Here is a 25,335-nt window from a genome sequence, read left to right as displayed (position 1 = left end):
ACCTCGGCTTCCATGGTCGGCCCGCCGCACCGCGGTCAGCGCGTGGCGGTCAGCGCACGGCGGTCAGGGCACGGAGGTCAGTGCACGGAGAAGCCGCCGTCGACCGCGATCGACTGGCCCGTGACGTACGCGGACCCCGGTCCGGCCAGGAACACCGCCGCGGCCGCGAAGTCCGACGGCTCGCCGTTGCGCCCGACGAGCGTGCGCGCGGCGAGCGCCGCGACCCGCTCGGGGTCGGCGGACAGTCGCCTGTTGAGCGCGGTCTGCACGAAGCCGGGGACCAGGACGTTCGAGGTGACTCCGCTGCCCGACCAGGCCTCCGCCTGGGAGCGTGCCAGTGCCTCCAGGCCGGCCTTCGACACCCCGTACGCGCCGCTCGCGGCGAAGGGGCGGTGGGCCTGCTGCGAACTGATGCCGATGATCCGGCCGTACCCGCGTGCGGCCATGCCGGGCGCGAGCCGCTGGCCGAGCACGAAGGGTGCGTCGAGGTTGACGGCCATCGTCGCGTCCCACGTGCCCTCGTCGAGGTCCGGCATCGGCGGTCGCAGGTTGATGCCGGCCGAGTTGACGAGGACGTCCACCTCGCCGACGGCGTCCGCGAGCGCGTGGGCGCCCGCCCGGGTCGACAGGTCCGCGACGACACCGGCGGCCGATCCGCCGTCGGCGGTGATCGTCGCGACGGTCTCGTCGATCGCCTCCAGCGTGCGCGCCGCGACCAGCACGTGGGCGCCCGCGTCCGCGAGGGCGAGCGCGATCGCCCGACCGATGCCGGAGCTGCCCCCGGTGACCAGTGCACGGCGTCCGTCGAGGCCGAAGAGCTGCTCCAGTGCCATCCGGCCAGGCTACCGACGCCCGTACGCTGGGTCGGTGCGCGACGACCTGCTCCCCGTGCTCGCCTGCCCCGTCTGCGCCGAGCCCCTCGCCCGTGTCGACGGCGGGCAGGTCGGCTGTGCCGGCGGCCACCGGTTCGACGAGGCGAAGCAGGGCCACCTCACGCTCCTGCCCGCGAAGCGCCGCGCCCTGACCGCGGACACCCCGGACATGGTCGACGCGCGGATCCGGTTCCTCGGGCGGGGGCACTACGCACCGGTCGAGCGGGCGCTCGCCGCGGTGGTCGCCGCCACGGAGGCCCCGGGCGTCGTCCTCGACGTCGGCTCCGGCCCCGGCACCTACCTCGCGCACGTGCTGGACGCGGACGGACCGGACGAGACTGCGTCGGCCGGGAGGCCCGGCTCGGCCCCGGCAGGCCCCGTCGCTGCCCGCCTCGGGGTCGCGCTGGACCTGTCACCCGTCGCCATCCGGCGGGCGGCACGCGTCCACCCGCGGGCCGGCGCCGTCGTCGGGGACGTGACCGAGCGCCTCCCGGTCGTCGACGACGCGGCGGCCGTCGTGCTGGACGTCTTCGCCCCGCGCAACCAGCGGGAGTACGCGCGGGTGCTCCACCCGGACGGCGTGCTCGTCGTCGTGACGCCACGGACCGGACACCTGGCGGAGCTCGCCGAGGCGACCATCGCGGTGGACCCGGAGAAGGAGCGGCGGCTGCGGGAGTCGCTCGAGCCGACGTTCGCGCTGCAGGGGTCCGAGGACCTCACGTGGACGATGGAGCTGTCCGCGGAGGACGTGCACGACGTGGTGCACATGGGCCCGAGCCACCACCACGTCGATCCGGACCGGGTGTTCGCGCCGACGGCCGTGACGGCCGCGGTGACCGTGAGCACGTGGACGGTCGCCAGGCAGCACTAGGCGCTGCCGCCGGCCGTCCACGTGCCGAGGTCGGGTGTCAGCCCTGCGGCGCCGCCACGTCGAACTGCCACACGACGCCGAACCGGTCGCGCAGCTGCCCGGCGAGCGGGGCCCACGGCGAGGGCGCGAGCGGCTGTCGCACCTCCGCACCCTCGGACAGGGCCTCCCAGTACCGGGTGACCTCGTCCGCGTCGTCGCCGTGCACGAAGACGTAGCAGGCGTTCGTGCCCTGGTCGTACGGCTGGTCCGGCCAGACGTCGAACGCCATGATCCGGAAGCCGGCCTCGGTGCTGACCTGGCCGAACACGATGCGGTCCGCCCAGGCGGGGTCCTGGGACGCGCCCATCTGGCCGTAGGTGGCGGCGGTCACGGTGCCGCCGAACGCGGATGCGTAGTGGTCCAGGGCCTCGCGGGCCTGTCCGTCGAAGTTGAGGTGGGTCGTGGTCTCGATGCTCATGGATCGAGTGTCGCGAGTGTTGCGGTCAGATCGTGACCGCTTCTCCGACGAGGATGGACGACGTGTCCGGACCCTCCTCGCGCATGCTCGCGCTGCTCTCCCTGCTGCAGGTGCACCGGGAGTGGACGGGCGACGAGCTCGCCGGTCGCCTGACCGTGAGCCCGCGCACCCTCCGCCGCGACGTCGATCGCCTCCGGGACCTCGGCTACCGCATCGACTCCGTCCGCGGTCCGGCCGGCGGCTACCGACTCGCCGCCGGATCGGACCTGCCGCCGCTGCTGTTCGACGACGACCAGGCGGTGGCGATCGCCCTCGCCCTCGCGGTCGCGCCGGGGTCGGGTGCCGACATCGCCGAGGCCGCCACCCGCGCGCTCGCGACGGTGCGACAGGTCATGCCCGAACGGCTCCGGAACCGGGTGGACCTGGTGGATGCCGTCGTGGGATCGTCCGCCCCGCGGGTCGATCCGGACGTGCTGGTGGCCGTCAGCGAGGCCGTGCAGCGCCACGAGGTGTTCCGGTTCGGGTACGGCACGGACGACCGTTCCCGCAGGGTCGAACCGCACGCGGTGGTCGCCCGGCACGGTCGGTGGTACCTGCTGGCGTGGGAGCCCGAGCACGACGACTGGCGGACCTACCGGGTGGACCGGATCGCACCGCGGATGCGGACGCGGCTCCCGTTCGTGCAGCGACCCGTACCCGGTGGGGACGTGGCAGCCTTCGTGGCGGCCCGCTTCAAGGGGTCCGACCGCGACGACGCGTGGCCGTGCACCGGGTCGGTCTCGCTGACCGCTGCCGACGCCGCGCGGGTCGCCCCGTTCCTGCCGGAGGACGCCGTGCTCGAGGAGTCCGACGACGACCGTCGACGGCTGACGCTCGGGTCCTGGTCGTGGGACGGGCTCGCCGGCGCGGTCGCCGGGATGACGGTGCCGTTCGTGGTCGAGGGGCCGGAGGAACTCCGCGCCGCCGTCCGCAGGTCGGCGGAACGGCTGGAGCGCGCGGCGGTGCGTTAGGGCGGTGCACGCGTCCGTCAGGACGGCGTGAGGATTCCGTGAGGACCGGCCTGGAGGCACACGGCCGGAACCAGCATCGGTACCGCACCACACGTGGTGCGGTCCGCGCCGCCCGGCGTCGGACCCGCAGCAACCAACGGAGTCCTTCGTGTTCGACGTCTTCGTCGTCGCCGGTGTCCTCGCCGTGTTCGGTGTCGTGGCACTCATCGCCAAGGGGGTGGAGCGGCTGTGATCGTCGTCACCATCGCCGCCGCCGTCCTCGGCATCGCCTCGGTCGTCTACCTCGTGTGGGCGCTCGTGCACCCGGAGCGGTTCTGATGAGCGCTGCCGACACCTGGGCCGGGATCGCCCAGGTCGCCACCCTCGTCCTGCTCCTCGTGGTCGCCTACCGCCCGGTCGGTGACTGGATGGCGCGTGTCTACACGCCCACGGGGCACGCCCGCATCGAGCGCGGCGTCTACCGCGTGATCGGTGTGGACCCCGACGCCGAGCAGTCCTGGCCCGCGTACCTGCGCGGCGTGCTGCTCTTCAGCGCCGTCGGCGTGCTGCTCGTCTACCTGCTGCAGCGCATCCAGGTCGTGCTGCCCGGTGACCTCGGGCTGCCGAACGTCGGCCCGTCGCTCGCGTTCAACACCGCCGCGTCCTTCGTCGCCAACACCAACTGGCAGTCGTACTCGCCCGAGGCGACCGTCGGCTACTCCGTGCAGATGGCAGGCCTGGCGGTGCAGAACTTCCTGTCCGCCGCGATCGGGCTCGCGGTCGCCGTGGCCCTGGTGCGCGGGTTCGCGCGGCGGAGGAGCGGCACGCTCGGCAACGTCTGGGTCGACGTCGTCCGTGGCACCGGCCGGCTCCTGCTCCCCGGGGCGTTGGTCTTCGCGATCGTCCTGATTGCCGGCGGCGTCGTGCAGTCGTGGGGCACCGGCACGGACATCACCACGCTCGCGGGCGGCACCCAGCACATCCCCGACGGCTTCGTCGCGTCGCAGGAGGCGATCAAGGAGCTCGGCACGAACGGCGGCGGGTACTTCAACGCGAACTCGGCGCACCCGTTCGAGAACCCGCAGGCGTGGACGAACCTCGTCGAGGTCTTCCTCATGCTCGTCATCCCGTTCTCGCTGCCCCGCACGTTCGGGCGGCTCGTCGGTGACGACCGCCAGGGGTACGCGATCCTCGCCGTGATGGGCGCGATCTTCCTCGTGTCGCTCTCGGTGATGTCGATCGCCGAGCTCACGGGCGGCGGCAGCGCCACGCAGGCGGCCGGTGCGGCGATGGAGGGCAAGGAGATGCGCTTCGGCATCCTCGGCACGACGCTCTTCGGCACGACCTCGACCGCCACGTCGACGGGCGCCGTGAACGGCATGTTCGACAGCTTCACGCCGATCGGCGGGATGATGGCGCTCCTCAACATGATGCTCGGCGAGATCAGCCCCGGGGGCGTCGGCTCCGGCCTGTACGGCATGCTCGTGCTCGCCGTCATCACGGTGTTCATCGGCGGACTGCTCGTCGGCCGGACCCCGGAGTACCTCGGCAAGAAGATCCGCGCCCGTGAGATGACCTTCGCGGCGCTGTACATCCTCGTCACGCCGACCCTGGTGCTGCTCGGCACCGGACTGTCCCTGGTGATCCCGGGTGTCCGTGAGCAGGTCCTCGGCACGAGCATCTTCAACCCCGGCAACCACGGGCTGTCCGAGCTGCTCTACGCCTTCACCTCCGGCGCGAACAACAACGGCTCGGCGTTCGGCGGTCTCACCGCGAACACCACGTGGATGAACTCGGCGCTCGGCGTCGTGATGCTGCTCGGCCGCTTCGTCCCGATCGCGCTCGTGCTGGCGCTCGCCGGGTCCCTGGCCGCACAGGACAAGGTGCCCGCGACCGTCGGCACCCTGCCGACGCACCGGCCGCTGTTCATCGGCCTGCTCGGTGCCGTCGCCGTGATCGTCACCGCACTCACCTACTTCCCCGTGCTCGCCCTGGGCCCGCTCGCGGAGGCCCTCTCCTGATGGGAACCGAACCCGTGTCCACCCCGACCCCCTCGTCCACCGTGACCAGCGCGCCGGAGGCGAGCAGTGCCTCCCGGCCGGTCACCCGATCGTCCGCGTTCGGTCCCCGTCAGCTGGCGGCGGGCCTCCCGGGCGCCCTCCGCAAGCTCGACCCGCGCCTGATGTGGCGCAACCCCGTCATGTTCATCGTCGAGGTCGGCGCCGCGCTCACCACCGTGACCGCGTTCGTCGAGCCGTCGGTGTTCACCGCCGCGATCGCGGTGTGGCTCTGGCTGACCGTCGTCTTCGCGAACCTGGCCGAGGCCGTCGCCGAGGGCAGGGGCAAGGCGCAGGCCGACACCCTGCGGAAGACCCGTTCGACGACCAGCGCCCGCCGGGTGCTGCGATGGGACGCGTCCGACGCCGCCGCACTGTCGAACGACACCGAGGAGGTCGCCTCGGTGGACCTCGCGAAGGGCGACGTCGTGGTGGTCGTCGCCGGCGAGGTCATCCCCGGCGACGGTGACGTGATCGAGGGCATCGCCAGCGTCGACGAGTCCGCGGTCACGGGCGAGTCGGCGCCCGTCATCCGCGAGTCCGGTGGTGACCGCAGCGCCGTCACCGGTGGGACGCGGGTGCTGTCCGACCGGATCGTCGTGCGCATCACCTCGACGCCCGGCGAGACCTTCATCGACCGGATGATCCGGCTCGTCGAGGGTGCCGCGCGGCAGAAGACGCCGAACGAGATCGCGCTGAACATCCTGCTGGCGTCGCTGTCGATCGTCTTCGTGATCGTCTGCCTGACGATGCAGCCGATCGCCGGTTTGGTCGGCGCGACCGTCAGCGTGCCGGTGCTCATCGCCCTGCTCGTCTGCCTCATCCCGACCACCATCGGCGCGCTGCTCTCGGCGATCGGGATCGCCGGCATGGACCGGCTCGTGCAGCACAACGTGCTCGCGATGTCCGGGCGCGCGGTCGAGGCGGCCGGGGACATCACCACGCTGCTCCTCGACAAGACCGGCACGATCACGTACGGCAACCGGCAGGCATCGCGCGTGGTGCCCGTCCCGGGCGTCACGGTCGCGACGCTCATGGAGGCCGCAGCCCTGTCGAGCGCCGCGGACAGCACGCCGGAGGGCCGCTCCATCGTCACGCTCGCCGAGCAGGACGGCATCACGCCCGGCACCCCGGCGGGTGCGCTCGAGGTGCCCTTCACCGCGCAGACCCGCATGTCCGGGCTCGACCTGGCCGACGGATCGCAGATCCGCAAGGGTGCAGCGGCCGCCGTGCTCGCCTGGTCGGGGTCTGCCGACGCCGCCGTGGTCGCCGCGGTCGACACCGCGGTCGCCGAGATCTCCGACCAGGGCGGGACGCCGCTCGTCGTCGGCCGTCGCTCGGCCTCGGGCGCCGTCGACCTGCTCGGGGTCGTGCACCTGAAGGACGTCGTGAAGGACGGCATGGCCGAGCGCTTCGCGGAGCTGCGGTCGATGGGCATCCGCACGGTGATGATCACCGGCGACAACCCCCGCACCGCGGCCGCGATCGCCGCCGAGGCCGGCGTCGACGACTTCCTCGCCGAGGCCACGCCCGAGGACAAGCTCGCCTACATCCGGAAGGAACAGGAGGGCGGGAACCTCGTCGCGATGACCGGTGACGGCACGAACGACGCCCCCGCCCTGGCACAGGCCGACGTCGGCGTCGCGATGAACACCGGCACGACCGCTGCGAAGGAGGCCGGCAACATGGTCGACCTCGACTCCGACCCGACGAAGCTCATCGACGTCGTCCGGATCGGCAAGCAGCTGCTCATCACCCGCGGGGCGCTCACCACGTTCTCGATCGCCAACGACGTCGCCAAGTACTTCGCGATCATCCCGGCGATGTTCCAGGCGGCGTTCCCCGGCCTCGCGGCGCTCAACGTCATGGGGCTGCACAGCCCGGCGTCGGCGATCCTGTCGGCCGTCGTGTTCAACGCGCTCGTCATCGTGGCGCTCATCCCGCTGTCGCTGCGGGGTGTGCGCTACCGGGCGGCCTCGGCATCGTCCGTCCTCGGACGCAACCTGCTCGTCTACGGGCTGGGCGGCGTCATCGTCCCCTTCATCGGTATCAAGCTGATCGACCTCGTGGTCGGTCTCATCCCGGGGTTCTAGACCATGGCTTCCTCATCACGCTCCTTCCTCCGTTCCACCGGTGTGGCGATCCGTCTCGCCCTGCTGTCCACCGTCGTCCTCGGCGTCGCCTACCCGCTCGCGGTGTGGGGCGTCGGGCAGGCGGCCTTCCACGACCAGGCGAACGGCTCGATGGTCACCGACTCCTCCGGGAAGGTCGTCGGCTCGTCCCTGATCGGGCAGTCCTTCGCGGGTGCCCAGGCCGACCGCTGGTTCCAGTCGCGTCCGAGTGCCGCGGGCGAGGACGGCTACGACGCGAACGCCTCGTCCGGCTCGAACCTCGGGCCGAACAACCCCGACCTGCTCAAGAGCATCGAGGAGCGGCGGGCCGCCGTGGCGGAGGCCGACGGGGTCAGCGCTGCCGACGTACCCGCCGACGCGGTGACGGCCTCGGGCTCGGGGCTCGACCCGGACATCAGCCCGGAGTACGCGCTGCAGCAGGTGGCCCGGGTGGCCGACGCCCGGGGTCTGTCGGAGTCGACGGTCCGCACGCTTGTCGAGCGGCACACCGAGTCCCGGCAGGTCGGGTTCCTCGGCGAGCCGGTCGTGAACGTCCTCGAGCTGAACCTGGCCCTGGCCGCCGAACGCTGACGGTCCGGCCTGCCGGTCCGGCCGGTCTGGCCCGGCCTGGCCCGAGCCGAGGGCGGCCCGGCCGTGGCCGGCCCGGTCCGGCCCGGTCCGGCCCGAGGGCGGAGCCGCCAGCACAACCGGAAGCACCTCGCGCCGCGGAACCGCGTGGTGCGACGTGCTTCAGGTTGTTCGGCAGCACGGCGCACCACGCACCACAACCACACCACACCACACCGAACCGCGGGAGGATGAGCACGTGAAGCGCGGGAAACTCCGGGTGCTGCTCGGCGCCGCTCCGGGTGTCGGCAAGACGTACACGATGCTCGAGGAGGGCCACCGGCTGCGCGCCGAAGGCCGGGACGTCGTCGTCGCCGTCGTCGAGACCCACGAGCGAGCCGCCACCGCAGCCCTGGTCGACGGTCTCGAGCTCGTGCCCCGCCGCGTCGTCGAGCACCGCGGCGTCGCACTCGACGACATGGACCTCGACGCGGTCGTGGCACGGGCACCCGACGTCGCCCTCGTCGACGAACTCGCGCACACGAACGCCCCGGGCAGCCCGAACGAGAAGCGCTGGCAGGACGTCGAGGAGCTCCTCGCCGCCGGCATCAGCGTCATCTCGACCGTGAACATCCAGCACATGCAGTCCCTCGGCGACGTCGTCCGGGAGATCACCGGCACGGTGCAGCGCGAGACCGTCCCCGACGCCGTGGTCCGCGCCGCCGACCAGATCGAGGTCGTCGACCTGTCGCCGGCGTCCCTGCGCGAACGGCTCTCGGACGGGCTGGTCTACCCGGCCGCCCGCATCGACGCGGCGCTGTCGAACTACTTCCGCCTCGGCAACCTCACCGCGCTGCGCGAGATCGCCCTGCTCTGGCTCGCCGACGAGGTCGACGACGCGCTCAAGGCCTACCGCGCCGAGCACGGCATCGACCATCGGTGGGAGACCCGGGAGCGCGTGCTCGTCGCGTTGACCGGCGGTCCCGAGGGCGAGACCCTGCTGCGCCGCGGTGCCCGCATCGCCGCCCGCAGTGCCGGTGGAGAGCTCGCGGCTGTGCACGTCACGACGAACGACGGGCTGCGCGAGCGCCACCCCGGCGCGCTCGGCAAGCAGCGCGCCCTGCTCGAGCAGCTCGGCGGGACGTACCACCAGGTGGTCGGCGACGACGTGCCGAGCACCCTCGTGCGCTTCGCGAAGTCGGTCGACGCGACCCAGATCGTGATCGGCGTCAGCCGTCGCAGCCGCCTCGCCGCCGCACTGACCGGACCGGGCATCGGCAACACGGTGGTCCGCGAGTCCGGCGACATCGACGTGCACGTCGTCACGCACGAGCGCGCCGGCGGCGGGTTCGCCCTGCCGAAGCTCGGCGGCAGCCTCTCGCGCGGCCGCATCGCCGCGGCGTTCGCGGTCTCGCTGCTGCTCGGCCCGCTGCTGACCTGGCTGCTGTCGCTCGGCAGCGATCCCGACTCGATCACGGTCGACGTGCTGTCGTACCAGCTGCTCGTGCTCGTCGTCGCCCTGACCGGCGGGATGTGGCCGGCGGTCTTCACCGCGGTGCTCTCCGGCCTGAGCCTCGACTACTTCTTCGTGCAACCCCTCTACATGGTCACCGTCCAGCAACCGTGGCACCTGGTGGCCCTCGTGATGTACGTGATCAGTGCCGTCCTGGTCAGCTTCGTGGTCGACCGGTCCGCCCGCCGCAGTCGAGCCGCCCGTCGCGCGGCCGCCGAGTCCGGGCTGCTCGTCGGGATCGCCGGCAGCGTCCTCCGCGGTGACGACGCCCTGCAGGCGCTGCTCGACCGCACCCGCGAGGCGTTCGGGTTCACCGGCGTGCGGATCCGGCAGGGCGAGGAGGTCCCGGCCACGTCGGGGACGTTCGCCGACGGGCCGGACGCGACCACGAGCCTCCCGTCCGGTGCCGTCCTGGAGTTCTCCGGCGCACCCGACGACCCGACCCAGCGCCGGCTGCTGCGCGTCGTCGAGCAGCAGCTCGACGCCGCGGTCGAGCACCGCCGACTCACCCGCACCGCGGTCGACGCCGAGCGGATCGCGGCGGCCGACCGGGTACGGAGCGCCATCCTCGCGGCCGTCGGCCACGACGTGCGCCGGCCGATCGCGGCGGCCTCCGCCGCCGTGCAGACGTTGCGGGCGTCCGACATCCAGCTGTCGGCACCCGACCGGGAGGCACTGCTCGCCACCGCCGACGAGAGCCTCGGTCAACTGGCGGTCCTGCTGGCCGACCTGCTCGACGTCAGCCGGGTCCAGGCCGGGGTGCTCGCCGTCACCCCGCTGCCCACCGCGCTCGAGACGGTCGTCGCCCCCGCGCTCGACGAGCTCGAACTCGGGCCGGACGACGTCGACCTCGACCTGCCCGCCGACCTGCCCCCGGTCCTCGCCGACCCGGTGCTCCTGCAGCGCGTCGTCGTCAACCTGCTCGCGAACGCGCAGCGCTACGCCCCCGAGGGCACCCGGGTCCGGGTCGCCGCCAGCGCCTTCGGCGGCGGGGTCGAGCTGCGTGTCGCCGACCACGGACCCGGCATCCCCGAGGACCGCCGCGGCGAGGTGTTCCAGCCCTTCCAGCGGCTCGGCGACACCGACAACGAGACCGGCCTCGGCCTCGGGCTGGCCCTCGCCCGTGGGTTCACCGAGGGCATGGGCGGCACCATCGAGGTCGACGACACCCCGGGCGGCGGGCTCACCGTCGTCGTGCGGCTGCCGATCGCCGGACACCTGGGAGTGGATGTCAAGTGAGCACGAAGGTCCTCATCGCCGACGACGACGCACAGCTCGTCCGCGCCCTGTCCGTCACGCTCGCCGCGCGCGGGTACGACGTCGCCACCGCCCGGGACGGTCGGGCCGCCATCGACGCCGTGATCACCGAGCGCCCCGACATCGTCATGCTCGACCTCGGCATGCCCCGCCTCGACGGCATCGGGGTGCTCGAGGGCATCCGCGCGTGGTCGCAGGTGCCGGTGCTCGTGCTCTCCGGGCGGACCGACTCGTCGGACAAGGTCGACGCGCTCGACGCCGGTGCCGACGACTACGTGACGAAGCCCTTCCAGATGGACGAGCTGCTCGCCCGGCTCCGGGCCCTCGGGCGACGGCAGGCGACCGCGGCGGCCACCGCAGGCGCGACCCCGACCGTCACGATCGGGGACCTCGTGGTGGACCTCGTCGCGAAGCAGGTCACCCCGCCGACCGGCCCCGCGATCCGGCTCACCCCGACCGAGTGGCGGCTGCTCGAGGTCCTCGTCACGAACCCCGGGCGGCTGATGACCCGCGAGATGCTCCTGACCGAGGTGTGGGGTCCGACGCACGGCAACGACTCCGGGTACCTGCGGCTCTACATGGCGCAGCTGCGGCGGAAGCTCGAGCCCGAGCCGTCGCACCCGCGGTTCCTCGTGACCGAGTCGGGCATGGGGTACCGGTTCGACCCGAGCGGGGCCTGAGCCCTCCCTTCAGCGCCGGTTCAGGCCGCGCCGCCATGCTCGGACGATGCGTGTGCTGGTCGTCGACGACGAGGTGCGGCTCGCGGACGGCATCCGCGCCGGGCTGCAGGCCGAGGGCTTCGCCGTCGACGTCGCGCACGACGGGGTCGACGGGCTCTGGTACGCCCGTGAGCACCCGTACGACGCCATCGTCCTCGACCTGATGATGCCGGGCATGAGCGGCTGGAAGGTGTGCGAGACGCTCCGCGCCGAGCAGGACTGGACCCCCGTGCTCATGCTGACCGCGAAGGACGGTGAGTGGGACCAGGTCGACGCCCTCGACGCCGGTGCCGACGACTACGTGACCAAGCCGTTCTCGTTCCCGGTGCTCGTCGCGCGTCTCCGTGCGCTCGTCCGCAGGGGGTCCCGGGAACGCCCCACGGTCCTCCGGGCCGGCGACCTGCGTCTCGACCCGGCGGAGCGACGGGTGTGGCGGGGCGAGGACCTGCTCGACCTGACGAGCCGGGAGTTCACGGTCCTCGAGTACCTCATGCGGCACGCGGGTCAGGTGCTGTCGAAGCGCGACGTCATCGCGAACGTCTGGGACGACGACTTCGCGGGCGACCCGAACATCGTCGAGGTGTACGTCGGGCACCTGCGCCGGAAGGTCGACCGGCCGTTCGGCCGGACCGCGATCGAGACCGTCCGCGGGGCCGGCTACCGCCTGGACGCCGACGGTGGCTGACCGGTCGCGGCGGGTCCGACGGCCGCGCAGCATCCGTGCACGCGCGACGGGAGGCGCGGCGGTCGTCGTCCTCGTCGCGCTCGTGATCGGGGCGGTCGCCTTCGTCGGGGTCCTCCGGGGCTCGCTGTCCGACGGCGTCCGGTCGTCGGCCGAGCAGACGCTCGACGGCCTCTCCGCACGGGTGGAGACTGACGGTGCCGCCGCCGTCGAGGCCGAGGGCGACGACGTGCTCGCCCAGCTGCAGGACGGCACCGGCCGGGTGCTCGCGCGGGCCGAGGACAGTCCCGACGCGGCCCTCTCCGGCGCCGAGGAGTCCCGGTACCGGCACGACGGCGAGCGCTGGTCCCTCGTGTCCGACGACGTCGAGCTGCCGGACGGCACCGAGAGTGTGCTCGTCGTCGGGCTGCCGCTCGAGGACGCCGACGCCGCCGTGCGGACCGTGTCCGTGCTGCTCGTCGTCGCCGTCCCGGTCGTCGTGGCCCTCATGTCGCTCGTGACGTGGTTCGTCGTCGGTCGAGCGCTCCGTCCGGTCGACCGGATGCGCCGCGAGGTCGACGACGTCGAGGGCGCGAACCTGCACGCGCGCGTGGCGGAACCGGGCTCGGGGGACGAGGTCGACCGTCTCGCCGCCACGATGAACCGGATGCTCGCGCGGCTCGAGGCGTCGCAGGAGGCCCAGCAGCGCTTCGTCTCCGATGCGTCGCACGAGCTGCGGTCCCCGCTCGCGACGATCCGGCAGCACGCCGAGGTCGCCCGGGCGCACCCCGACGTCACCGGGACGGCCGAGCTGGCCGCGGTCGTCCTCGACGAGGGTGCCCGGCTGCAGGACCTCGTCGAGTCGCTCCTCCTGCTCACCCGTGTCGACGAGCGGGGCCGTACCCGTGACCGGGCGGTGGACCTCGACGACCTCGTGTTCGCGGAGGGGTCGCGGTCCGCGGGGGCCGGGGCCGTCCGCGTGGACGTGTCCGGTGTCGCTCCCGCGCGGGTCGGCGGGGACGACCGGCTGCTCGCCCGGGCGGTGCGGAACCTCGTCGACAACGCCGTCCGGCACGCCGCGAGCACCGTGACGGTCACGCTCGTCGGGACCGGCGACGACGCGGTCCTCACCGTCGACGACGACGGACAGGGGATCCTGGAGCAGGACCGGCAGCGCGTGTTCGACCGTTTCGTGCGGCTCGACGAGGGCCGTGCCCGGGACGCGGGTGGGTCGGGTCTGGGGCTCGCGATCGTCGACGCCGTCGTCCGGGCGCACGGCGGCAGCACCGCGGTCTCGACGGCCCCGGCGGGCGGGGCCCGGTTCACGGTCCGGCTCCCGCTGCTGCACGACTGACGCGCTGCCGAGGGCGGTCCCGGACACCCCCGGCGTCGCCCCAGGTGGCTTCAGGCCCGCTTCAGCGCCCGTTCCGCAGGCTTGCCGCATGCAGACCACGACGAAGACCACCGCCCGCCGCATCGCCCTCCTCTCCGCGCTCCCACTCGTCGGGGCGCTGGCGCTCGCCGGCTGCGCCGGTGACGACGACCGCGACGACACGGCCGCCCCGGCTGCCTCGGCACCCTCCGTGACGGCGACCGACGGCAGCGCGAGCGGCAGCACGGGCAGCGGTTCCGACGCCGCCGGGAACGACGCCCTCGGAGCCGCTGCGGAGACCGCACGGGAGGCCGTCGGCTCGGGCACCGTCACCTCGATCGAGCAGGAGGCCGGCGGTACCTCGTGGGAGGTGCTCGTCGTGACCGCGGACGGCAACGAGCAGGAGGTCCACGTGGCCGCCGACGGGGAGCGCACCACCGCCGGTCCGACGAAGGACACCACGGACGCCGAGGACGTCGCGGAGAACCAGCGGTTCGTCGACGCCGCAGACCTGTCCGTCGCGCAGGCAGCATCCACGCTCGTCGAGACGATGCCCGGCACGGTCACCGAGCTCGGACTCGACGACCTCGCCGGCACGGTCGTCTGGGAGGGTGACGTCCGCGACGACGCCGGGACGAAGCACAGCATCCGGATCGACGCCGGCAGCGGCGAGGTCGTCACGAACACGGTCGACACCGACGACTGACCCGCAGAAGGGCGCCGGCGCCCGGGTGGCGGGGCACTGGCGGGTGCGTGTCGTGTCCGTGTCGTGGTGCTGTCGCCCCGGGCGTTCCTAGGCTCGGCACCATGAACGAGATGCGGATCGCCACCCTCCGACGTGAGCGCGGCTGGACCCAGGAACGGCTGGCCGAGGCGAGCGGCGTGGCCGTCCGGACCGTGCAACGACTCGAGGGCGGGAACGACGCGAGCCTCGAGACCCTGTCCGCGATCGCCCGGGCGCTCGAGGTCCCGGTGCGGGAGCTCTTCGCGCAGGACGACCCCGCGGAGCTGGAGCCGGGCGTGCGCGGGCTCGACGAGCGGACCGAGGCCGCCGCGGCTGCGGCTGCGTCGGAGCAGGCCGCGCGTGACCGGTTCGTCAGCGGGTTCTGGTCGCTGTACTCCGCGGCCGGGATCGCCTTCGGGATCGTCACGGTCCTGCTCCTCGTCCTGCACGTGTGGTCCTCGCTGGTGTTCCTGCTCGTCGGGGCGTACTGGGTGGTCGGGCGGCTGGCCGGACGGTTCCTGCTCGACTCGGTGCTCGGCCCCTGGCTCGACCGGCGCTGGCCGCTGTCGTCGGCGACCGACGTGCCGGTCCGTGCCGCTCGCTGAGCCGACGCCGGTCCGCGTCGGGCCGGACGACGTCGACGAGGTGCACGCCTTCCTGTCGGCGTGCGACCTGACGGTCGCGGGGCTGTCGGACCCGGGCGTCCGGCTCTGGGCGCTCCGTGGTCAGGGCGGCGCCGTCGTCGGTACCACCGGGTACGAGACCGGGCCGGACGGGAGGCACGCCCTCCTCCGCAGCGTCGCCGTCGGACCGGCACTGCGCGGCTCGGGTCGCGGTGCGGCGCTCGCTCGGTTCGCGATGGCGGAGGCGACTGCGGGCGGGGCGCGACGGGCGTGGTTGTTCAGTCGGCGGTCCGGGCCGTTCTGGCAGGGCCTCGGCTTCGCGCCGGCCGATCGCGCGGAGCTCGCGACCGTGCTCGCCGGCACGACGCAGGTCGAGCTGTTCCGCGCGACCGGGCAGCTCGGGCACGAGGTCGCGTGGAGCCGGCTGCTGGTCCCGCCCGTGCCAGTCCCTTAGGAGGGTCCAAGGCTGCGCCGACGATCCGCGCACGTGGCGGTCGCACGCTCGTGGGCATGACCGAGACGATCCCCACCGAGCGACCGCGCCTGCTCCCGCCACCCATCCGTCCGCTCGGCGTCCGCGACCGCCTGGTCGGTCTCGTCCGCGGCGGTGCGGACACCGCGCGGTGGGAGCGCCCCGCGTTCCTCGGGCTGCTGCTCGTGACCGCTGTCCTCTACGTCGTGAACCTCGGCGTGAACGGCTGGGCGAACGCGTTCTACTCGGCGGCGGTGCAGGCGGGGAGCCAGAGCTGGGAGGCGTTCTTCTACGGCTCCTCCGACGCCGCGAACGCGATCACGGTCGACAAGCCGCCGGCATTCCTCTGGGTGATCGGCATCTCCGTCCGGTTGTTCGGGCTGAACTCGTGGTCGATCCTCGTGCCGCAGGCGTTGATGGGCGTCGCGTCGGTGGCGGTCCTGTACCGGATCGTCCGGCGCCGGTTCTCGGCCGGCGCCGCCCTGACCGCGGGTGCGGTCCTGGCCACGACCCCGGTCGCGACCCTCATGTTCCGCTACGACAACCCGGACGCCCTGCTCGTGCTGCTCACCGTCGGGGCGATCGCCCTGACGCTGCGCGGGGTCGAGTCCGGGCGGATGCGGTGGGTCGTCTGGGCCGGCGTGCTCGTCGGGCTCGGCTTCCTGACGAAGCAGCTGCAGGCGTTCCTCGTGCTGCCGCCCCTGGTCGGGGTGTACCTCCTCGCGTCGCCCCGCCCGGTGCTCCGGCGGATCGGGCACCTGTCCGCGGCGGCGCTCGCCGTGGTGGTCTCCGCCGGGTGGTGGGTCGCGATCGTCGAACTCGTGCCGGCCTCGGCTCGGCCGTACGTCGGCGGGTCGCAGACGAACAGCTTCCTCGAGCTGACCTTCGGTTACAACGGACTCGGCCGGGTCACGGGCGACGAGACGGGGAGCGTCGTGCCCGGCGGGACGACCGGGGCGGGCTCGTGGGGCTCGACCGGCCTGACCCGGCTGTTCGGCTCGGAGTTCGGCACGCAGGTGACCTGGCTGCTGCCGACCGCGCTCGTGCTGCTCGTCGTGTCCCTCGTCGCGATCGGGGTCCGTCGCCGCCGTGACCCGCGGCTCGCGACCGTGCTGGTGCTCGGCGGCTCGTTGCTCGTCACCGGGCTGGTCTTCAGCTTCATGGGCGGGATCTTCCACCCGTACTACACGGTGGCGCTCGCGCCGTACATCGCGGGCGTGGTCGGCATCGGTGCCGGGCTCCTGTGGCAGCGCCGCGCGGTGCTCGCCTGGCGCATCGCCGCCGCCGGCGTCGTCGCACTCTCCGGAGCGTGGTCGTCCGCGCTGCTGTCCCAGGCGTCGTCGTGGCAACCGTGGATCCGGTGGGTGGTCCTCGTCGCGGCCGTCGTCGGGACCGTCCTCGTCCTGCTGCCGCCGCGCGGTCGGGGCCTCGCGGGGGCGACGGTGGCGACCGTGCTCGTCGCGGCGCTGCTCGGGCCGACGGCGTTCTCGGTGCAGACCACCACGGTCGGGCACACGGGTGCGCTCCCGTCGGCCGGGCCGAGCGTCACGACGAGCGGGTCCGGCGGGGGTCGCGGCGGCGCGCCCGGTGGTCAGGGTGGTCCCGGCGGCCAGGGAGCGCCCGGCGGCCAGGGAGCGCCCGGCGGTCAGGGCGGCCCCGGCGGAGCACCGGGCGGCCAGACCGGCCAGAACGGGACCGGCCAGAACACGACCGGACAGAACGCGACCGGCCAGAACGGGACCGGCCAGAACGGGACGCGCCAGAACGCGAACGGCCCGGGGACCGCAGGCGGCACCGACGGCCGCACGAACGCCCCCGGCGGCGGCACGAACCTGCTCGGCGGTTCGACCGAGGTGTCCGACGAGGTCGTCGCCGCGCTGTCCGCGGACGCCGACCAGTACACCTGGGCCGCCGCGACCGTCGGGTCGAACAGCGCCGCCGCGTACCAGCTCGCGACGGGCGACCCCGTGATGGCGATCGGCGGCTACAACGGCACCGACCCGGCCCCGACCCTGGCGGAGTTCCGGGCCCTCGTCGCCGCGGGGAAGGTGCACTGGTTCGTCGGTGGCAGCACCAGCACCAGCAGCAGCGGGAGCGACGCCGCAGCCGAGATCGCCGAGTGGGTCGCCGCGCACTTCGAGCCGACGACGGTCGACGGCGTGACGATGTACGACCTCACACCGGCGTCCTGACCACGCACACCGCCGGTACCGCCCGCGTCCCCCGGACACGAGCGGGCGGTACCGTCGATCCGTGACCATCGAGCTGCGCCGGGTGACCGCCGAGGACTGGGCCGTCTGGCGCCCGGTCCGCCTCGCCGCCCTCACCGACGCGCCTCAGGCGTTCGGCTCCCGCCTCGAGGACTGGCAGGACGCTCCGGAACACCGCTGGCGCACCCGGTTGTCGCTGCCGGGCGCGGTCGACCTGCTCGCGGTCGAGGAGGGCGACACCGTCGGGATGGCGAGCGGGGTCCCCGACCCGGACGACCCCGCGCTGGCCGAGCTGATCTCGATGTGGGTCGCGCCGGGCGCCCGCGGTCGGGGGCTCGTCGCACGCCTCGTCGACGAGGTCGCTCGCGTGCTCGTCGCGCAGGGGACCGAACACCTCGAGCTCTCGGTGATGCCGGACAACGACCGCGCACGCCGGGCGTACGAGCGCATCGGGTTCACCGCGACGGACACCCCCGGCGACCGGCTGCCGGACGGCCGGACCGAGACCGTGATGCGCCGCGACCTCACCGCCGAGCGCACGCTCCTCGCGTACGAGCGCGGCGCCGACCGCTGGACGGAACGGACCGACGACCACCGCGCGGGACTCGTCGACGACCTGCTCGGCCTCGTGCCCGACGGCGCCCACGTCCTGGAACTCGGCTCCGGCCCAGGTCGGGACGCGGACGCGCTCGAGGCAGCGGGACTCCGTGTCGACCGGACCGACGGCACCACGGCGTTCGTCGACCGGCTCCGCGTCGCCGGCCACGAGGCCCGCGTGCTCGACGTCCGCCGCGACGGCTGGGGCGGCCCGTACGACGCCGTCGTCGCGAACGCGGTCCTCCTGCACGTCGCGCGGTCGGACACCCCCGCCGTGCTCGAGCGCGCGCGCCGGGCGGTCCGCCCCGGTGGCGTCCTCGCGGCGACGGTGAAGCGGGGCGACCGCGACGGCCAGGGTGATGGCTGGAGCGACCGGAAGCTCGACGACCCCCGCTGGTTCACCTACTGGGACGAGGACGCCCTCGCGGCAGCCGTCACGACCGCCGGGTGGACCGACGTCCGGGTCCGTGAGACCACCCGCCCCGGCGCCGAGGAGCGCTGGCTGACCGTGACGGCCCGTCGGCCCGACGAGGACCGGCCCGACGAGGACCGGCCCGACGAGGACCGGCCCGATGAGGACCGGCCCGACGAGGACCGGCCGGACGAGGAGGACCGACCGTGAACCGAGCACTCCGCTGGACCGCCTGGGTCGTCACCGTGGTGGTGCTGCTCGCGGTGGTCTTCCTCGTGTACGCGAACATCGTCATGCAGGGCACCAGGAGCGCTGCGCTGCAGGTCTGGCGGGACGACCGTGTGGCCGTGCGCGACGTGGGCGACAGCGTCGTGATGACCCCGACGGGCAGCGACGACGGCAAGGGGATCGTCTTCATCCCGGGCGCGAAGGTCGACCCCTTCGCGTACATGGCGACCTTCCGCCAGGTCGTCGCCTCGGGCACCACCGTCGTCATCACGAAGCCGACGCTGAACCTGGCGTTCTTCGACACCCGCCCGCTGGCGACCTTCGAGGCGCACGCACCCGGTGTCCGCACCTGGGCGGTCGGCGGCCACTCGCTCGGCGGGGTCCGCGCGTGCCAGCTCGCGCAGGACGCGGACGGTCTGCTGCTGCTCGGCAGCTACTGCGCGAACGACATCGCTCGTTCGTACGTCCAGGTCCTCAGCGTCTCCGGCTCCCGCGACGGCCTCTCGACGCCCGACAGAGTCGCCGCCGCCCGCGACGAACTCCCCTCCACGGCGCGGATGGTCGAGATCGAGGGTGCGAACCACGCCGACTTCGGCGCGTACGGCGACCAGCCCGGCGACCGCACGGCGACGATCTCACGCGAGGACGCGCGGGCGCAGATCAGCGCGGCCGTCCAGGACTGGGTGCGCACCCTGGGCTGACGCGACCACACGACAGACCGGAGGCTCGGTGCCAGCCGGCACCGAGCCTCCAGACCGTCGGCTGATCGGGGAGTGATCAGTGGATGCGGCCCGCCTCGTGGTCGCGACCGGTCCGGCGGCCCGTCGCGCGGGCGACGAAGTACAGCACCACGCCGACGGCCAGCAGCAGGGCGGCGTACAGCCAGACCTGCCCGCTCTGCTGCGTGAGCAGCAGGATGCAGGACGCCACCCCGAGCACCGGCACCCACGTCCACACACGGAAGTGGCCGTGCTCGACCCTGTCCTTCCGCAGCACCAGCACGGCGACGTTCGTGCTGATGAACACGAACAGCAGCAGGAGCACGACGGTCTCGGCGAGGGTTCCGACGTCACCGACGAGCGTCAGGAGCATCGCGACGACGGTGGTCGCGACGATGGCGACCCACGGGGTCTTCCGGTTCGGCAGGACCTTCGCGAGCAGGGCGGGCAGGAGCCGCTGCTCCGCCATGCCGTACGTGACGCGGCTCGCCATGATCATCGTGAGGAGCGCGCCGTTCGCGACGGCGACCAGGGCGATGAGGCTGAACACCCAGTCGGGGATCGGCACGCCGGTCGCCGACACGACGGCCAGCAGGGGGCCGCTCGAGTCGGACAGCTCCGAGGCGGGCAGGGCGATCGAGCTCGCGAGCGCGACGAGCACGTAGACGACGCCGGCGGTGGCGAGGGATCCGAACAGCGCGCGGGGGTAGATGCGACGGACGTCGCGGACCTCCTCGGCGATGTTCGCCGAGGTCTCGAAGCCGACGAACGAGTAGTAGGCGACGATCGCGGCGCTCAGGGTCGCGAGCGCGGGGTTCGCCTCGGCGGGGAAGGCGCCGATGCGCGAGACGTCGCCGCCGCCACCGCCCAGCATGACCGCGACGACCACGATGACGATGACGAGACCGGAGACCTCGATGATCGTCATGACGACGTTGCTGCGCAGCGAGTCGGAGATGCCCCGGGCGTTCAGGCAGGCGACGAGTGCGAGGAACACGATCGCCGTCGGCACCGGCGGCAGGTCCACGAAGGTGCCGAGGTAGTCGCCCGCGAACGCCAGCGAGAGCCCCGCGGCGCTCGTGACGCCGGCGGCGAGCATGCTGAAGCCGACGAGGAACGACACGATCGGCGTCCGGTACGCCCGCTCGGCGAACACCGCGGCGCCACCGGCCTTCGGGTACTTCGTCACGAGTTCGGCGTACGAGCCCGCGGTCAGCAGGGCCAGGAGCAGCGCGAGGACCAGCGGTGCCCAGAGCGCACCGCCGACGTCCTTCGACAGGGTGCCCATGAGGGCGTAGATGCCGGCGCCGAGCACATCGCCGAGGATGAAGAGGAACAGGAGCGGGCCGGTGATCGCCTGCCTGAGCTTGGAGCCCGAGCCGTCCTGGTCCGTCGTGGTGGTGCTCATGTGGTGCCTTCCGTCACGCCCAACCTCGACGGGGAGCGGTCCGAGCGCTCCCGGAAGGTCCGCTCGGCGCGGTCGACACGGGTCCTCCCGAGCCTGAGCGTCCGAGCCGGGGCGGTCCTAGACTCGATCGGAGCCGAACCGACCACCGAGACCAGAGGAACTCCGATGACGATGCCGGACCGGCGCACGCCCGCACGACTCGCCGACACGCGGGCACTCCTGTTCGACCTGGACGGCGTGCTGACGCCCACCGCCGACGTGCACATGCGCGCGTGGAGCCGCCTGTTCACGTCGTTCCTGTCCGAGCACGGCGCTGCGCCGTACAGGGAGCAGGACTACTTCGACCACATCGACGGCAAGCCCCGCTACGACGGGGTCCGTTCGTTGCTGGCGTCCCGGGGCATCGAGCTCCCGCAGGGCGCGCCGGACGACGCCCCCGGGAGCGACACCGTGTGCGCGCTCGGCAACCGCAAGAACGCCGAGTTCACGGCCGAGCTGACCGAGCACGGCGTCGAGCCGTACCCGGGGTCGCTCCGGTTCCTCGTCGCCGCGATCGCCGCCGGCATGCAGGTCGCCGTCGTGTCGAGCTCGGCGAACGCGACGCAGGTCCTGCGGACGGCGGGGATCCTCGACCACTTCCCGGTGGTCGTCGACGGCCTGGTCGCGCGTCAGGACGGCCTCGCCGGCAAGCCCGCGCCGGACACCTACCTCGACGCCGCCGGGCGCTTCGGGCTGGCCCCGGCCGAGTGCGTCGTCGTCGAGGACGCCACGAGCGGGGTCGAGGCCGGTCGGAACGGTGCCTTCGGGCTCGTCGTCGGCGTGGACCGCGGCGCCGGAGCCGACGCGCTGCGCGAGCACGGCGCGGATGTCGTCGTCCAGGACCTCGCCGAACTCGTCGACCAGCTCCCGGCCCCGCGCACCAGCTAGCCTCCCGTCCCACCGGAACGGCCCCGACGGCGTGGCCAGACCGTCCGACCACCGCACGACTCCTCCCTCCCACGGAGCACACGCCATGAACCCCATCACCTCCGACCCCCTCGACCGCGTCCGCTACCCGGTCGACGAGTGGGCGCTCGTCGAGACCGAGTACGCCCCGGACGAGCAGGGCGTCGCGGAGACGAACTTCGCGGTCGGCAACGGCTACCTCGGCCTGCGCGGCAACCTCGACGAGGGCCGCGGCGGCGTGCAGTACGGCACGTACGTCAACGGCTTCCACGAGACCTGGCCGATCCGGCACGCCGAGGACGCCTTCGGCTTCGCCAAGACCGGGCAGACGATCATCAACGCGCCCGACGCCAAGGTCATCCGGTTGTACGTCGACGACGAGCCGCTGGTCCTGGCCGAGGCCGACATCCTGCGGCACACCCGTCGGCTCGAGTTCCGCGGCGGCTACCTGTACCGCGAGACGGAGTGGTCGACGCCGTCCGGCAAGCGGGTGCTCATCCGTGCCCGTCGACTCGTGTCGTTCACCGACCGGCACCTCGCCGTCATCGACTACGAGGTCACCGTGCTCGACGGGGACGCCTCGATCCTGCTGTCGAGCCAGATCCTCAACCGGCAGGACGTGCAGGACGAGTACCACGCGGGCATGCGGGCTGCGGCGAACGCCTTCGACCCCCGCAAGGCCGAGGCGTTCACCGAGCGGGTGCTCGAGCCGAAGCTCAAGCGCAGCACGGGCGGCCGTTCGCTGCTCGGCTACCAGGCGTCGAGCTCGGGCATGACGATCTGCGTCGGTGTCGAGCACCACCTGGAGACCGAGAACTCGTGGGACGAGGCGTCGTCGATCGAGGACGACCTCGCGAAGCACGTCTACCGCGTGCAGGCCCGCGCCGGGGTGCCGATCCGACTCGTGAAGCACATGGTCTACCACACGTCCCGCGGGGTGCCGGCGCGGGAGCTCGCCGACCGGTGCGAGCGGACGCTCGACCGTGCGCGCGCCGAGACGGTCGAGGAGACCTTCGCCAAGCAGCGCGCGTGGATGGACGACTACTGGACGCGCAGCGACGTCGAGATCCCGGGGCAGCCCGCGATCCAGCAGGCGGTCCGGTGGAACCTGTTCATGCTCGCGCAGGCCACCGCCCGCACCGACGGGCACGGCATCGCGGCGAAGGGCGTCACGGGCTCCGGGTACGGCGGTCACTACTTCTGGGACATGGAGATCTACGTCCTGCCGTTCCTGTCGTACACGGCGCCGATCGTCGCGCGGAACGCGCTGCGCTTCCGCTACAACATGCTCGACGCCGCTCGGTCGCGGGCGCGGGAGCTGAACCAGCGCGGAGCGCTCTTCCCGTGGCGGACGATCAACGGCGAGGAGTCGAGCGCGTACTACGCGGCCGGCACCGCGCAGTACCACATCGATGCGGACATCGCCCATGCGCTCATGCAGTACGTGCGGGCCTCGGGCGACACCGACTTCCTGAAGCGCGGGGCGATCGACATCCTGGTCGAGACCGCCCGCCTGTGGTCCGACCTGGGCTTCTGGCGGTCGAACGGCGACCGGAAGTTCCACATCGACGGGGTCACCGGGCCCGACGAGTACACGACGGTCGTCGACGACAACCTCTACACGAACGTGATGGCGCGGGCCAACCTGTGGTTCGCGGTGAACGCCTGCCGGCAGCTCGCGACCGACGACCCGGAGGAGTACGGCCGCATGGTCCGGCGCACCGGGCTCGTCGACGACGAGGTCACCGAGTGGGAGCACGCCGCCGAGTCGATGGAGATCCCGTTCGACCCGCACCGCGGCATCCACCCGCAGGACGCCCAGTTCCTCGACAAGGAGCTCTGGGACCTCGAGAACACGCCCGAGTCCAAGCGGCCGCTGCTGCTGCACTACCACCCGCTGGTGATCTACCGGTTCCAGGTGCTCAAGCAGGCCGACGTCGTGCTCGCGCTGTTCCTGCAGGGCCACGAGTTCACCGCGGCCGAGAAGCGTCGCGACTTCGACTACTACGACGCCCTGACGACCGGTGACTCGACGCTCTCCGCCGTGGTCCAGTCGATCATGGCGGCCGAGGTCGGGTACCACGACCTGGCGGCGCAGTACTTCCTGACGGCGCTCTACGTCGACCTCGCCGACCTGCACGGCAACACCGCGGACGGCGTGCACATCGCGTCGACGGGCGGCATCTGGGGTGCGCTCGTGAACGGCTTCGGCGGCATGCGCGACCACGGTGGCCGGATGACGTTCAACCCGCGCCTGCCGAAGGACTGGGAGCGCCTGACCTACCGCATCCAGGTGCACGGCTCGCGCGTCCGGGTCGACCTGGAAGAGGACGCGATGACCTTCACGGTGGAGACCGGCGAGGGCTTCACCGCGTGGGTGCACAACCAGCAGTGGGACGTCACCGCGGGGGCGCCGACGGTCGTGCCGCTCGCCCACCACGGGCCGCGGATGAGCGGGCACGCGCCCACCACGAGCGACATCCAGGGCACGCTCCGGGCGGACGGCTCCGTCATCACGGCGTCGATCCCGATGATCTCGCTGGACCGGAACCTCGACCTCGACGAGACCACCGCCTGATCGTCCGGCCGGGAGGCGCGGTGCGGGTCCGCCCCGCGCCGCGCCTCCCGTCGTCTCCGTACCCTCCACACCGGCACCGGTGCCGCCTCCGTCCCGCCTGCACACGCGCCCAGGCGGGTGCGGGCACCGTGGTCGTCCGTGCCCCCGGGCCGACGGCGTCTCCTGCGGCACGAGCAGTGCATCGAGAGGAGACACACATGGACAAGCGGTTCGAGGGCAAGGTCGCGATCGTCACGGGAGCCGGGTCGGGCATCGGCGAGGCCACCGCGCGGGCGTTCGTCGACGAGGGAGCTGCCGTGCTGCTCGTCGACAGTGTCGAGGACAAGGTCCGTGCCGTCGCCGACAGCCTGCCGACCGGTCGTGCGGTCGCGCTGCAGGCCGACGTGGCCGACCCGGCGGCGTGGGAGACGATCGTGTCCAACGCGGTGGATCGGTGGGACCGCGTCGACGTGCTCGTGAACAACGCCGGCACCTTCACCTCCGGCGACATCACCGACATCGAGCCCGACGAGTGGCACCGGGTCATCGAGACCGATCTGTCGAGCGTGTTCTACGGCACGCGGGCGGCGCTGCCGTTCCTGCGGGAGACCAAGGGGTCGGTCGTGAACACGTCATCGGTCTCCGGGATGGACGCCGACTGGCGGATGAGCCCGTACAACGCGGCGAAGGGCGGCGTCTCGAACTTCACGAAGGCCGCGGCGCTCGACAACGGGCAGTTCGGTGTCCGGGTGAACGCGGTCGCGCCGGGCCTCATCTGGACGGACATGACCCAGCAGCAGGCCGAGGACGAGGAGCTCCAGCACGCGTTCGCGGAGCGTGTCTCGCTCGGTCGCGGCGGGCGCTCGGAGGAGGTCGCTGCAGCGGTCCTGTTCCTGGCCAGCGACGCTGCGTCCTACATCACGGGAGCGATCCTGCCGGTCGACGGCGGGACGACCGCGAGCAACGGGCAGCCCGCGCAGTCCTGACCGTCCGA

General features: G+C 72.9%; 22 protein-coding genes. 19 read left to right on the top strand and 3 right to left on the bottom strand.

The window, feature by feature from the left end; translation table 11 throughout:
- Window positions 1-77: 77 nt before the first annotated feature.
- Complete coding sequence (locus ACIQFY_RS11240) at window positions 78-833, bottom strand: SDR family NAD(P)-dependent oxidoreductase (RefSeq protein ID WP_326495908.1); 756 nt, start codon at window positions 831-833, stop codon at window positions 78-80.
- A 34-nt stretch (window positions 834-867) separates the two neighbouring features.
- Here ACIQFY_RS11240 and ACIQFY_RS11235 point away from each other — a divergent pair, with 34 nt between their 5' ends.
- The gene (locus tag ACIQFY_RS11235) at window positions 868-1,743 is read left to right on the top strand and encodes a putative RNA methyltransferase (RefSeq protein ID WP_326495907.1); all 876 of its coding nucleotides are present in this window, start codon (window positions 868-870) and stop codon (window positions 1,741-1,743) included.
- Between the two features lie 37 nt (window positions 1,744-1,780).
- Here ACIQFY_RS11235 and ACIQFY_RS11230 read toward each other — a convergent pair whose 3' ends face one another.
- Window positions 1,781-2,200: a VOC family protein gene (locus tag ACIQFY_RS11230; protein WP_326495906.1), complete on the bottom strand. Its 420-nt coding sequence runs from the start codon at window positions 2,198-2,200 to the stop codon at window positions 1,781-1,783.
- Window positions 2,201-2,262: 62 nt separating this feature from the next.
- Between ACIQFY_RS11230 and ACIQFY_RS11225 the strand changes: the two genes are divergently transcribed.
- The 15 genes from ACIQFY_RS11225 to ACIQFY_RS11155 all read left to right on the top strand — a co-directional run bounded on the left by ACIQFY_RS11225 (window position 2,263) and on the right by ACIQFY_RS11155 (window position 19,413).
- Entirely contained in the window at window positions 2,263-3,210 is a 948-nt protein-coding gene (locus tag ACIQFY_RS11225) for a helix-turn-helix transcriptional regulator (protein WP_400340089.1), read from the top strand.
- Window positions 3,211-3,438: 228 nt separating this feature from the next.
- Window positions 3,439-3,528, top strand: coding sequence for a potassium-transporting ATPase subunit F (locus ACIQFY_RS11220; RefSeq protein WP_058729515.1), 90 nt, complete (start codon window positions 3,439-3,441; stop codon window positions 3,526-3,528).
- Window positions 3,528-5,210 carry a potassium-transporting ATPase subunit KdpA gene (gene kdpA / locus ACIQFY_RS11215; protein WP_326495905.1) on the top strand — a complete coding sequence of 561 codons (1,683 nt, stop codon included), beginning with the start codon at window positions 3,528-3,530 and terminating at the stop codon, window positions 5,208-5,210. Before ACIQFY_RS11220 ends, kdpA begins: the two co-directional genes overlap by 1 nt.
- Window positions 5,210-7,339 (top strand): potassium-transporting ATPase subunit KdpB, encoded by a 2,130-nt coding sequence (gene kdpB, locus ACIQFY_RS11210; RefSeq protein ID WP_326495904.1) that lies wholly within the window; start codon window positions 5,210-5,212, stop codon window positions 7,337-7,339. The genes kdpA and kdpB overlap by 1 nt, the downstream gene beginning before the upstream one ends.
- A gap of 3 nt (window positions 7,340-7,342) precedes the next feature.
- Window positions 7,343-7,948 carry a potassium-transporting ATPase subunit KdpC gene (gene kdpC, locus ACIQFY_RS11205; RefSeq protein ID WP_326495903.1) on the top strand — a complete coding sequence of 202 codons (606 nt, stop codon included), beginning with the start codon at window positions 7,343-7,345 and terminating at the stop codon, window positions 7,946-7,948.
- Between the two features lie 235 nt (window positions 7,949-8,183).
- Entirely contained in the window at window positions 8,184-10,676 is a 2,493-nt protein-coding gene (locus ACIQFY_RS11200) for an ATP-binding protein (protein WP_326495902.1), read from the top strand.
- Complete coding sequence (locus ACIQFY_RS11195) at window positions 10,673-11,374, top strand: response regulator transcription factor (RefSeq protein WP_326495901.1); 702 nt, start codon at window positions 10,673-10,675, stop codon at window positions 11,372-11,374. The genes ACIQFY_RS11200 and ACIQFY_RS11195 overlap by 4 nt, the downstream gene beginning before the upstream one ends.
- A gap of 46 nt (window positions 11,375-11,420) precedes the next feature.
- On the top strand, window positions 11,421-12,098 hold the full coding sequence (locus tag ACIQFY_RS11190) for a response regulator transcription factor (RefSeq protein ID WP_326495900.1): 678 nt from the start codon (window positions 11,421-11,423) through the stop codon (window positions 12,096-12,098).
- Window positions 12,091-13,428 carry an ATP-binding protein gene (locus ACIQFY_RS11185; RefSeq protein ID WP_400340084.1) on the top strand — a complete coding sequence of 446 codons (1,338 nt, stop codon included), beginning with the start codon at window positions 12,091-12,093 and terminating at the stop codon, window positions 13,426-13,428. The genes ACIQFY_RS11190 and ACIQFY_RS11185 overlap by 8 nt, the downstream gene beginning before the upstream one ends.
- Window positions 13,429-13,516: 88 nt before the next feature.
- The gene (locus ACIQFY_RS11180) at window positions 13,517-14,152 is read left to right on the top strand and encodes a PepSY domain-containing protein (protein ID WP_400340081.1); all 636 of its coding nucleotides are present in this window, start codon (window positions 13,517-13,519) and stop codon (window positions 14,150-14,152) included.
- A 101-nt stretch (window positions 14,153-14,253) separates the two neighbouring features.
- Window positions 14,254-14,775: a helix-turn-helix transcriptional regulator gene (locus ACIQFY_RS11175; protein ID WP_326495897.1), complete on the top strand. Its 522-nt coding sequence runs from the start codon at window positions 14,254-14,256 to the stop codon at window positions 14,773-14,775.
- Window positions 14,762-15,247 carry a GNAT family N-acetyltransferase gene (locus ACIQFY_RS11170; RefSeq protein WP_400340078.1) on the top strand — a complete coding sequence of 162 codons (486 nt, stop codon included), beginning with the start codon at window positions 14,762-14,764 and terminating at the stop codon, window positions 15,245-15,247. The genes ACIQFY_RS11175 and ACIQFY_RS11170 overlap by 14 nt, the downstream gene beginning before the upstream one ends.
- Before the next feature lie 56 nt (window positions 15,248-15,303).
- Window positions 15,304-17,457 carry a glycosyltransferase family 39 protein gene (locus ACIQFY_RS11165; RefSeq protein ID WP_326495895.1) on the top strand — a complete coding sequence of 718 codons (2,154 nt, stop codon included), beginning with the start codon at window positions 15,304-15,306 and terminating at the stop codon, window positions 17,455-17,457.
- A 61-nt stretch (window positions 17,458-17,518) separates the two neighbouring features.
- Window positions 17,519-18,694, top strand: coding sequence for a bifunctional GNAT family N-acetyltransferase/class I SAM-dependent methyltransferase (locus tag ACIQFY_RS11160; protein WP_326495894.1), 1,176 nt, complete (start codon window positions 17,519-17,521; stop codon window positions 18,692-18,694).
- Window positions 18,691-19,413, top strand: a complete 723-nt coding sequence (locus ACIQFY_RS11155) for an alpha/beta hydrolase (protein ID WP_326495893.1) — start codon at window positions 18,691-18,693, stop codon at window positions 19,411-19,413. The genes ACIQFY_RS11160 and ACIQFY_RS11155 overlap by 4 nt, the downstream gene beginning before the upstream one ends.
- Window positions 19,414-19,489: 76 nt before the next feature.
- On the opposite strand, the gene ACIQFY_RS11150 is transcribed toward ACIQFY_RS11155, so the two are convergent.
- On the bottom strand, window positions 19,490-20,839 hold the full coding sequence (locus tag ACIQFY_RS11150; protein ID WP_400340074.1) for an APC family permease: 1,350 nt from the start codon (window positions 20,837-20,839) through the stop codon (window positions 19,490-19,492).
- A 165-nt stretch (window positions 20,840-21,004) separates the two neighbouring features.
- Between ACIQFY_RS11150 and ACIQFY_RS11145 the strand changes: the two genes are divergently transcribed.
- From ACIQFY_RS11145 to ACIQFY_RS11135, 3 genes are all read left to right on the top strand, one after another.
- On the top strand, window positions 21,005-21,766 hold the full coding sequence (locus ACIQFY_RS11145) for an HAD family hydrolase (protein WP_400340071.1): 762 nt from the start codon (window positions 21,005-21,007) through the stop codon (window positions 21,764-21,766).
- Between the two features lie 85 nt (window positions 21,767-21,851).
- A complete protein-coding gene (locus ACIQFY_RS11140) occupies window positions 21,852-24,362 on the top strand; it encodes a glycoside hydrolase family 65 protein (RefSeq protein WP_066657193.1) in 2,511 nt (836 codons plus the stop codon).
- A 197-nt stretch (window positions 24,363-24,559) separates the two neighbouring features.
- Window positions 24,560-25,327 (top strand): SDR family NAD(P)-dependent oxidoreductase, encoded by a 768-nt coding sequence (locus ACIQFY_RS11135; RefSeq protein WP_251155167.1) that lies wholly within the window; start codon window positions 24,560-24,562, stop codon window positions 25,325-25,327.
- The last annotated feature ends 8 nt before the right edge of the window (window positions 25,328-25,335 follow it).

The organism is Curtobacterium sp. NPDC092190 (genome assembly GCF_044755625.1).
Classification (GTDB): domain Bacteria; phylum Actinomycetota; class Actinomycetes; order Actinomycetales; family Microbacteriaceae; genus Curtobacterium.
Note: the sequence above shows the minus strand (reverse complement) of the source record. Positions and strands in the feature narration are given on the sequence as shown.

Coding starts and splice junctions, on each gene's coding strand:
- kdpA (WP_326495905.1), top strand. CDS start 3,528: ATGAGCGCTGCCGACACCTGGGCCGGGATCGCCCAGGTCGCCACCCTC.
- ACIQFY_RS11175 (WP_326495897.1), top strand. CDS start 14,254: ATGAACGAGATGCGGATCGCCACCCTCCGACGTGAGCGCGGCTGGACC.
- ACIQFY_RS11150 (WP_400340074.1), bottom strand. CDS start 20,839: ATGAGCACCACCACGACGGACCAGGACGGCTCGGGCTCCAAGCTCAGG.
- ACIQFY_RS11140 (WP_066657193.1), top strand. CDS start 21,852: ATGAACCCCATCACCTCCGACCCCCTCGACCGCGTCCGCTACCCGGTC.
- kdpB (WP_326495904.1), top strand. CDS start 5,210: ATGGGAACCGAACCCGTGTCCACCCCGACCCCCTCGTCCACCGTGACC.
- ACIQFY_RS11230 (WP_326495906.1), bottom strand. CDS start 2,200: ATGAGCATCGAGACCACGACCCACCTCAACTTCGACGGACAGGCCCGC.
- ACIQFY_RS11190 (WP_326495900.1), top strand. CDS start 11,421: ATGCGTGTGCTGGTCGTCGACGACGAGGTGCGGCTCGCGGACGGCATC.
- ACIQFY_RS11240 (WP_326495908.1), bottom strand. CDS start 833: ATGGCACTGGAGCAGCTCTTCGGCCTCGACGGACGCCGTGCACTGGTC.
- kdpC (WP_326495903.1), top strand. CDS start 7,343: ATGGCTTCCTCATCACGCTCCTTCCTCCGTTCCACCGGTGTGGCGATC.
- ACIQFY_RS11135 (WP_251155167.1), top strand. CDS start 24,560: ATGGACAAGCGGTTCGAGGGCAAGGTCGCGATCGTCACGGGAGCCGGG.
- ACIQFY_RS11165 (WP_326495895.1), top strand. CDS start 15,304: ATGACCGAGACGATCCCCACCGAGCGACCGCGCCTGCTCCCGCCACCC.
- ACIQFY_RS11180 (WP_400340081.1), top strand. CDS start 13,517: ATGCAGACCACGACGAAGACCACCGCCCGCCGCATCGCCCTCCTCTCC.
- ACIQFY_RS11145 (WP_400340071.1), top strand. CDS start 21,005: ATGACGATGCCGGACCGGCGCACGCCCGCACGACTCGCCGACACGCGG.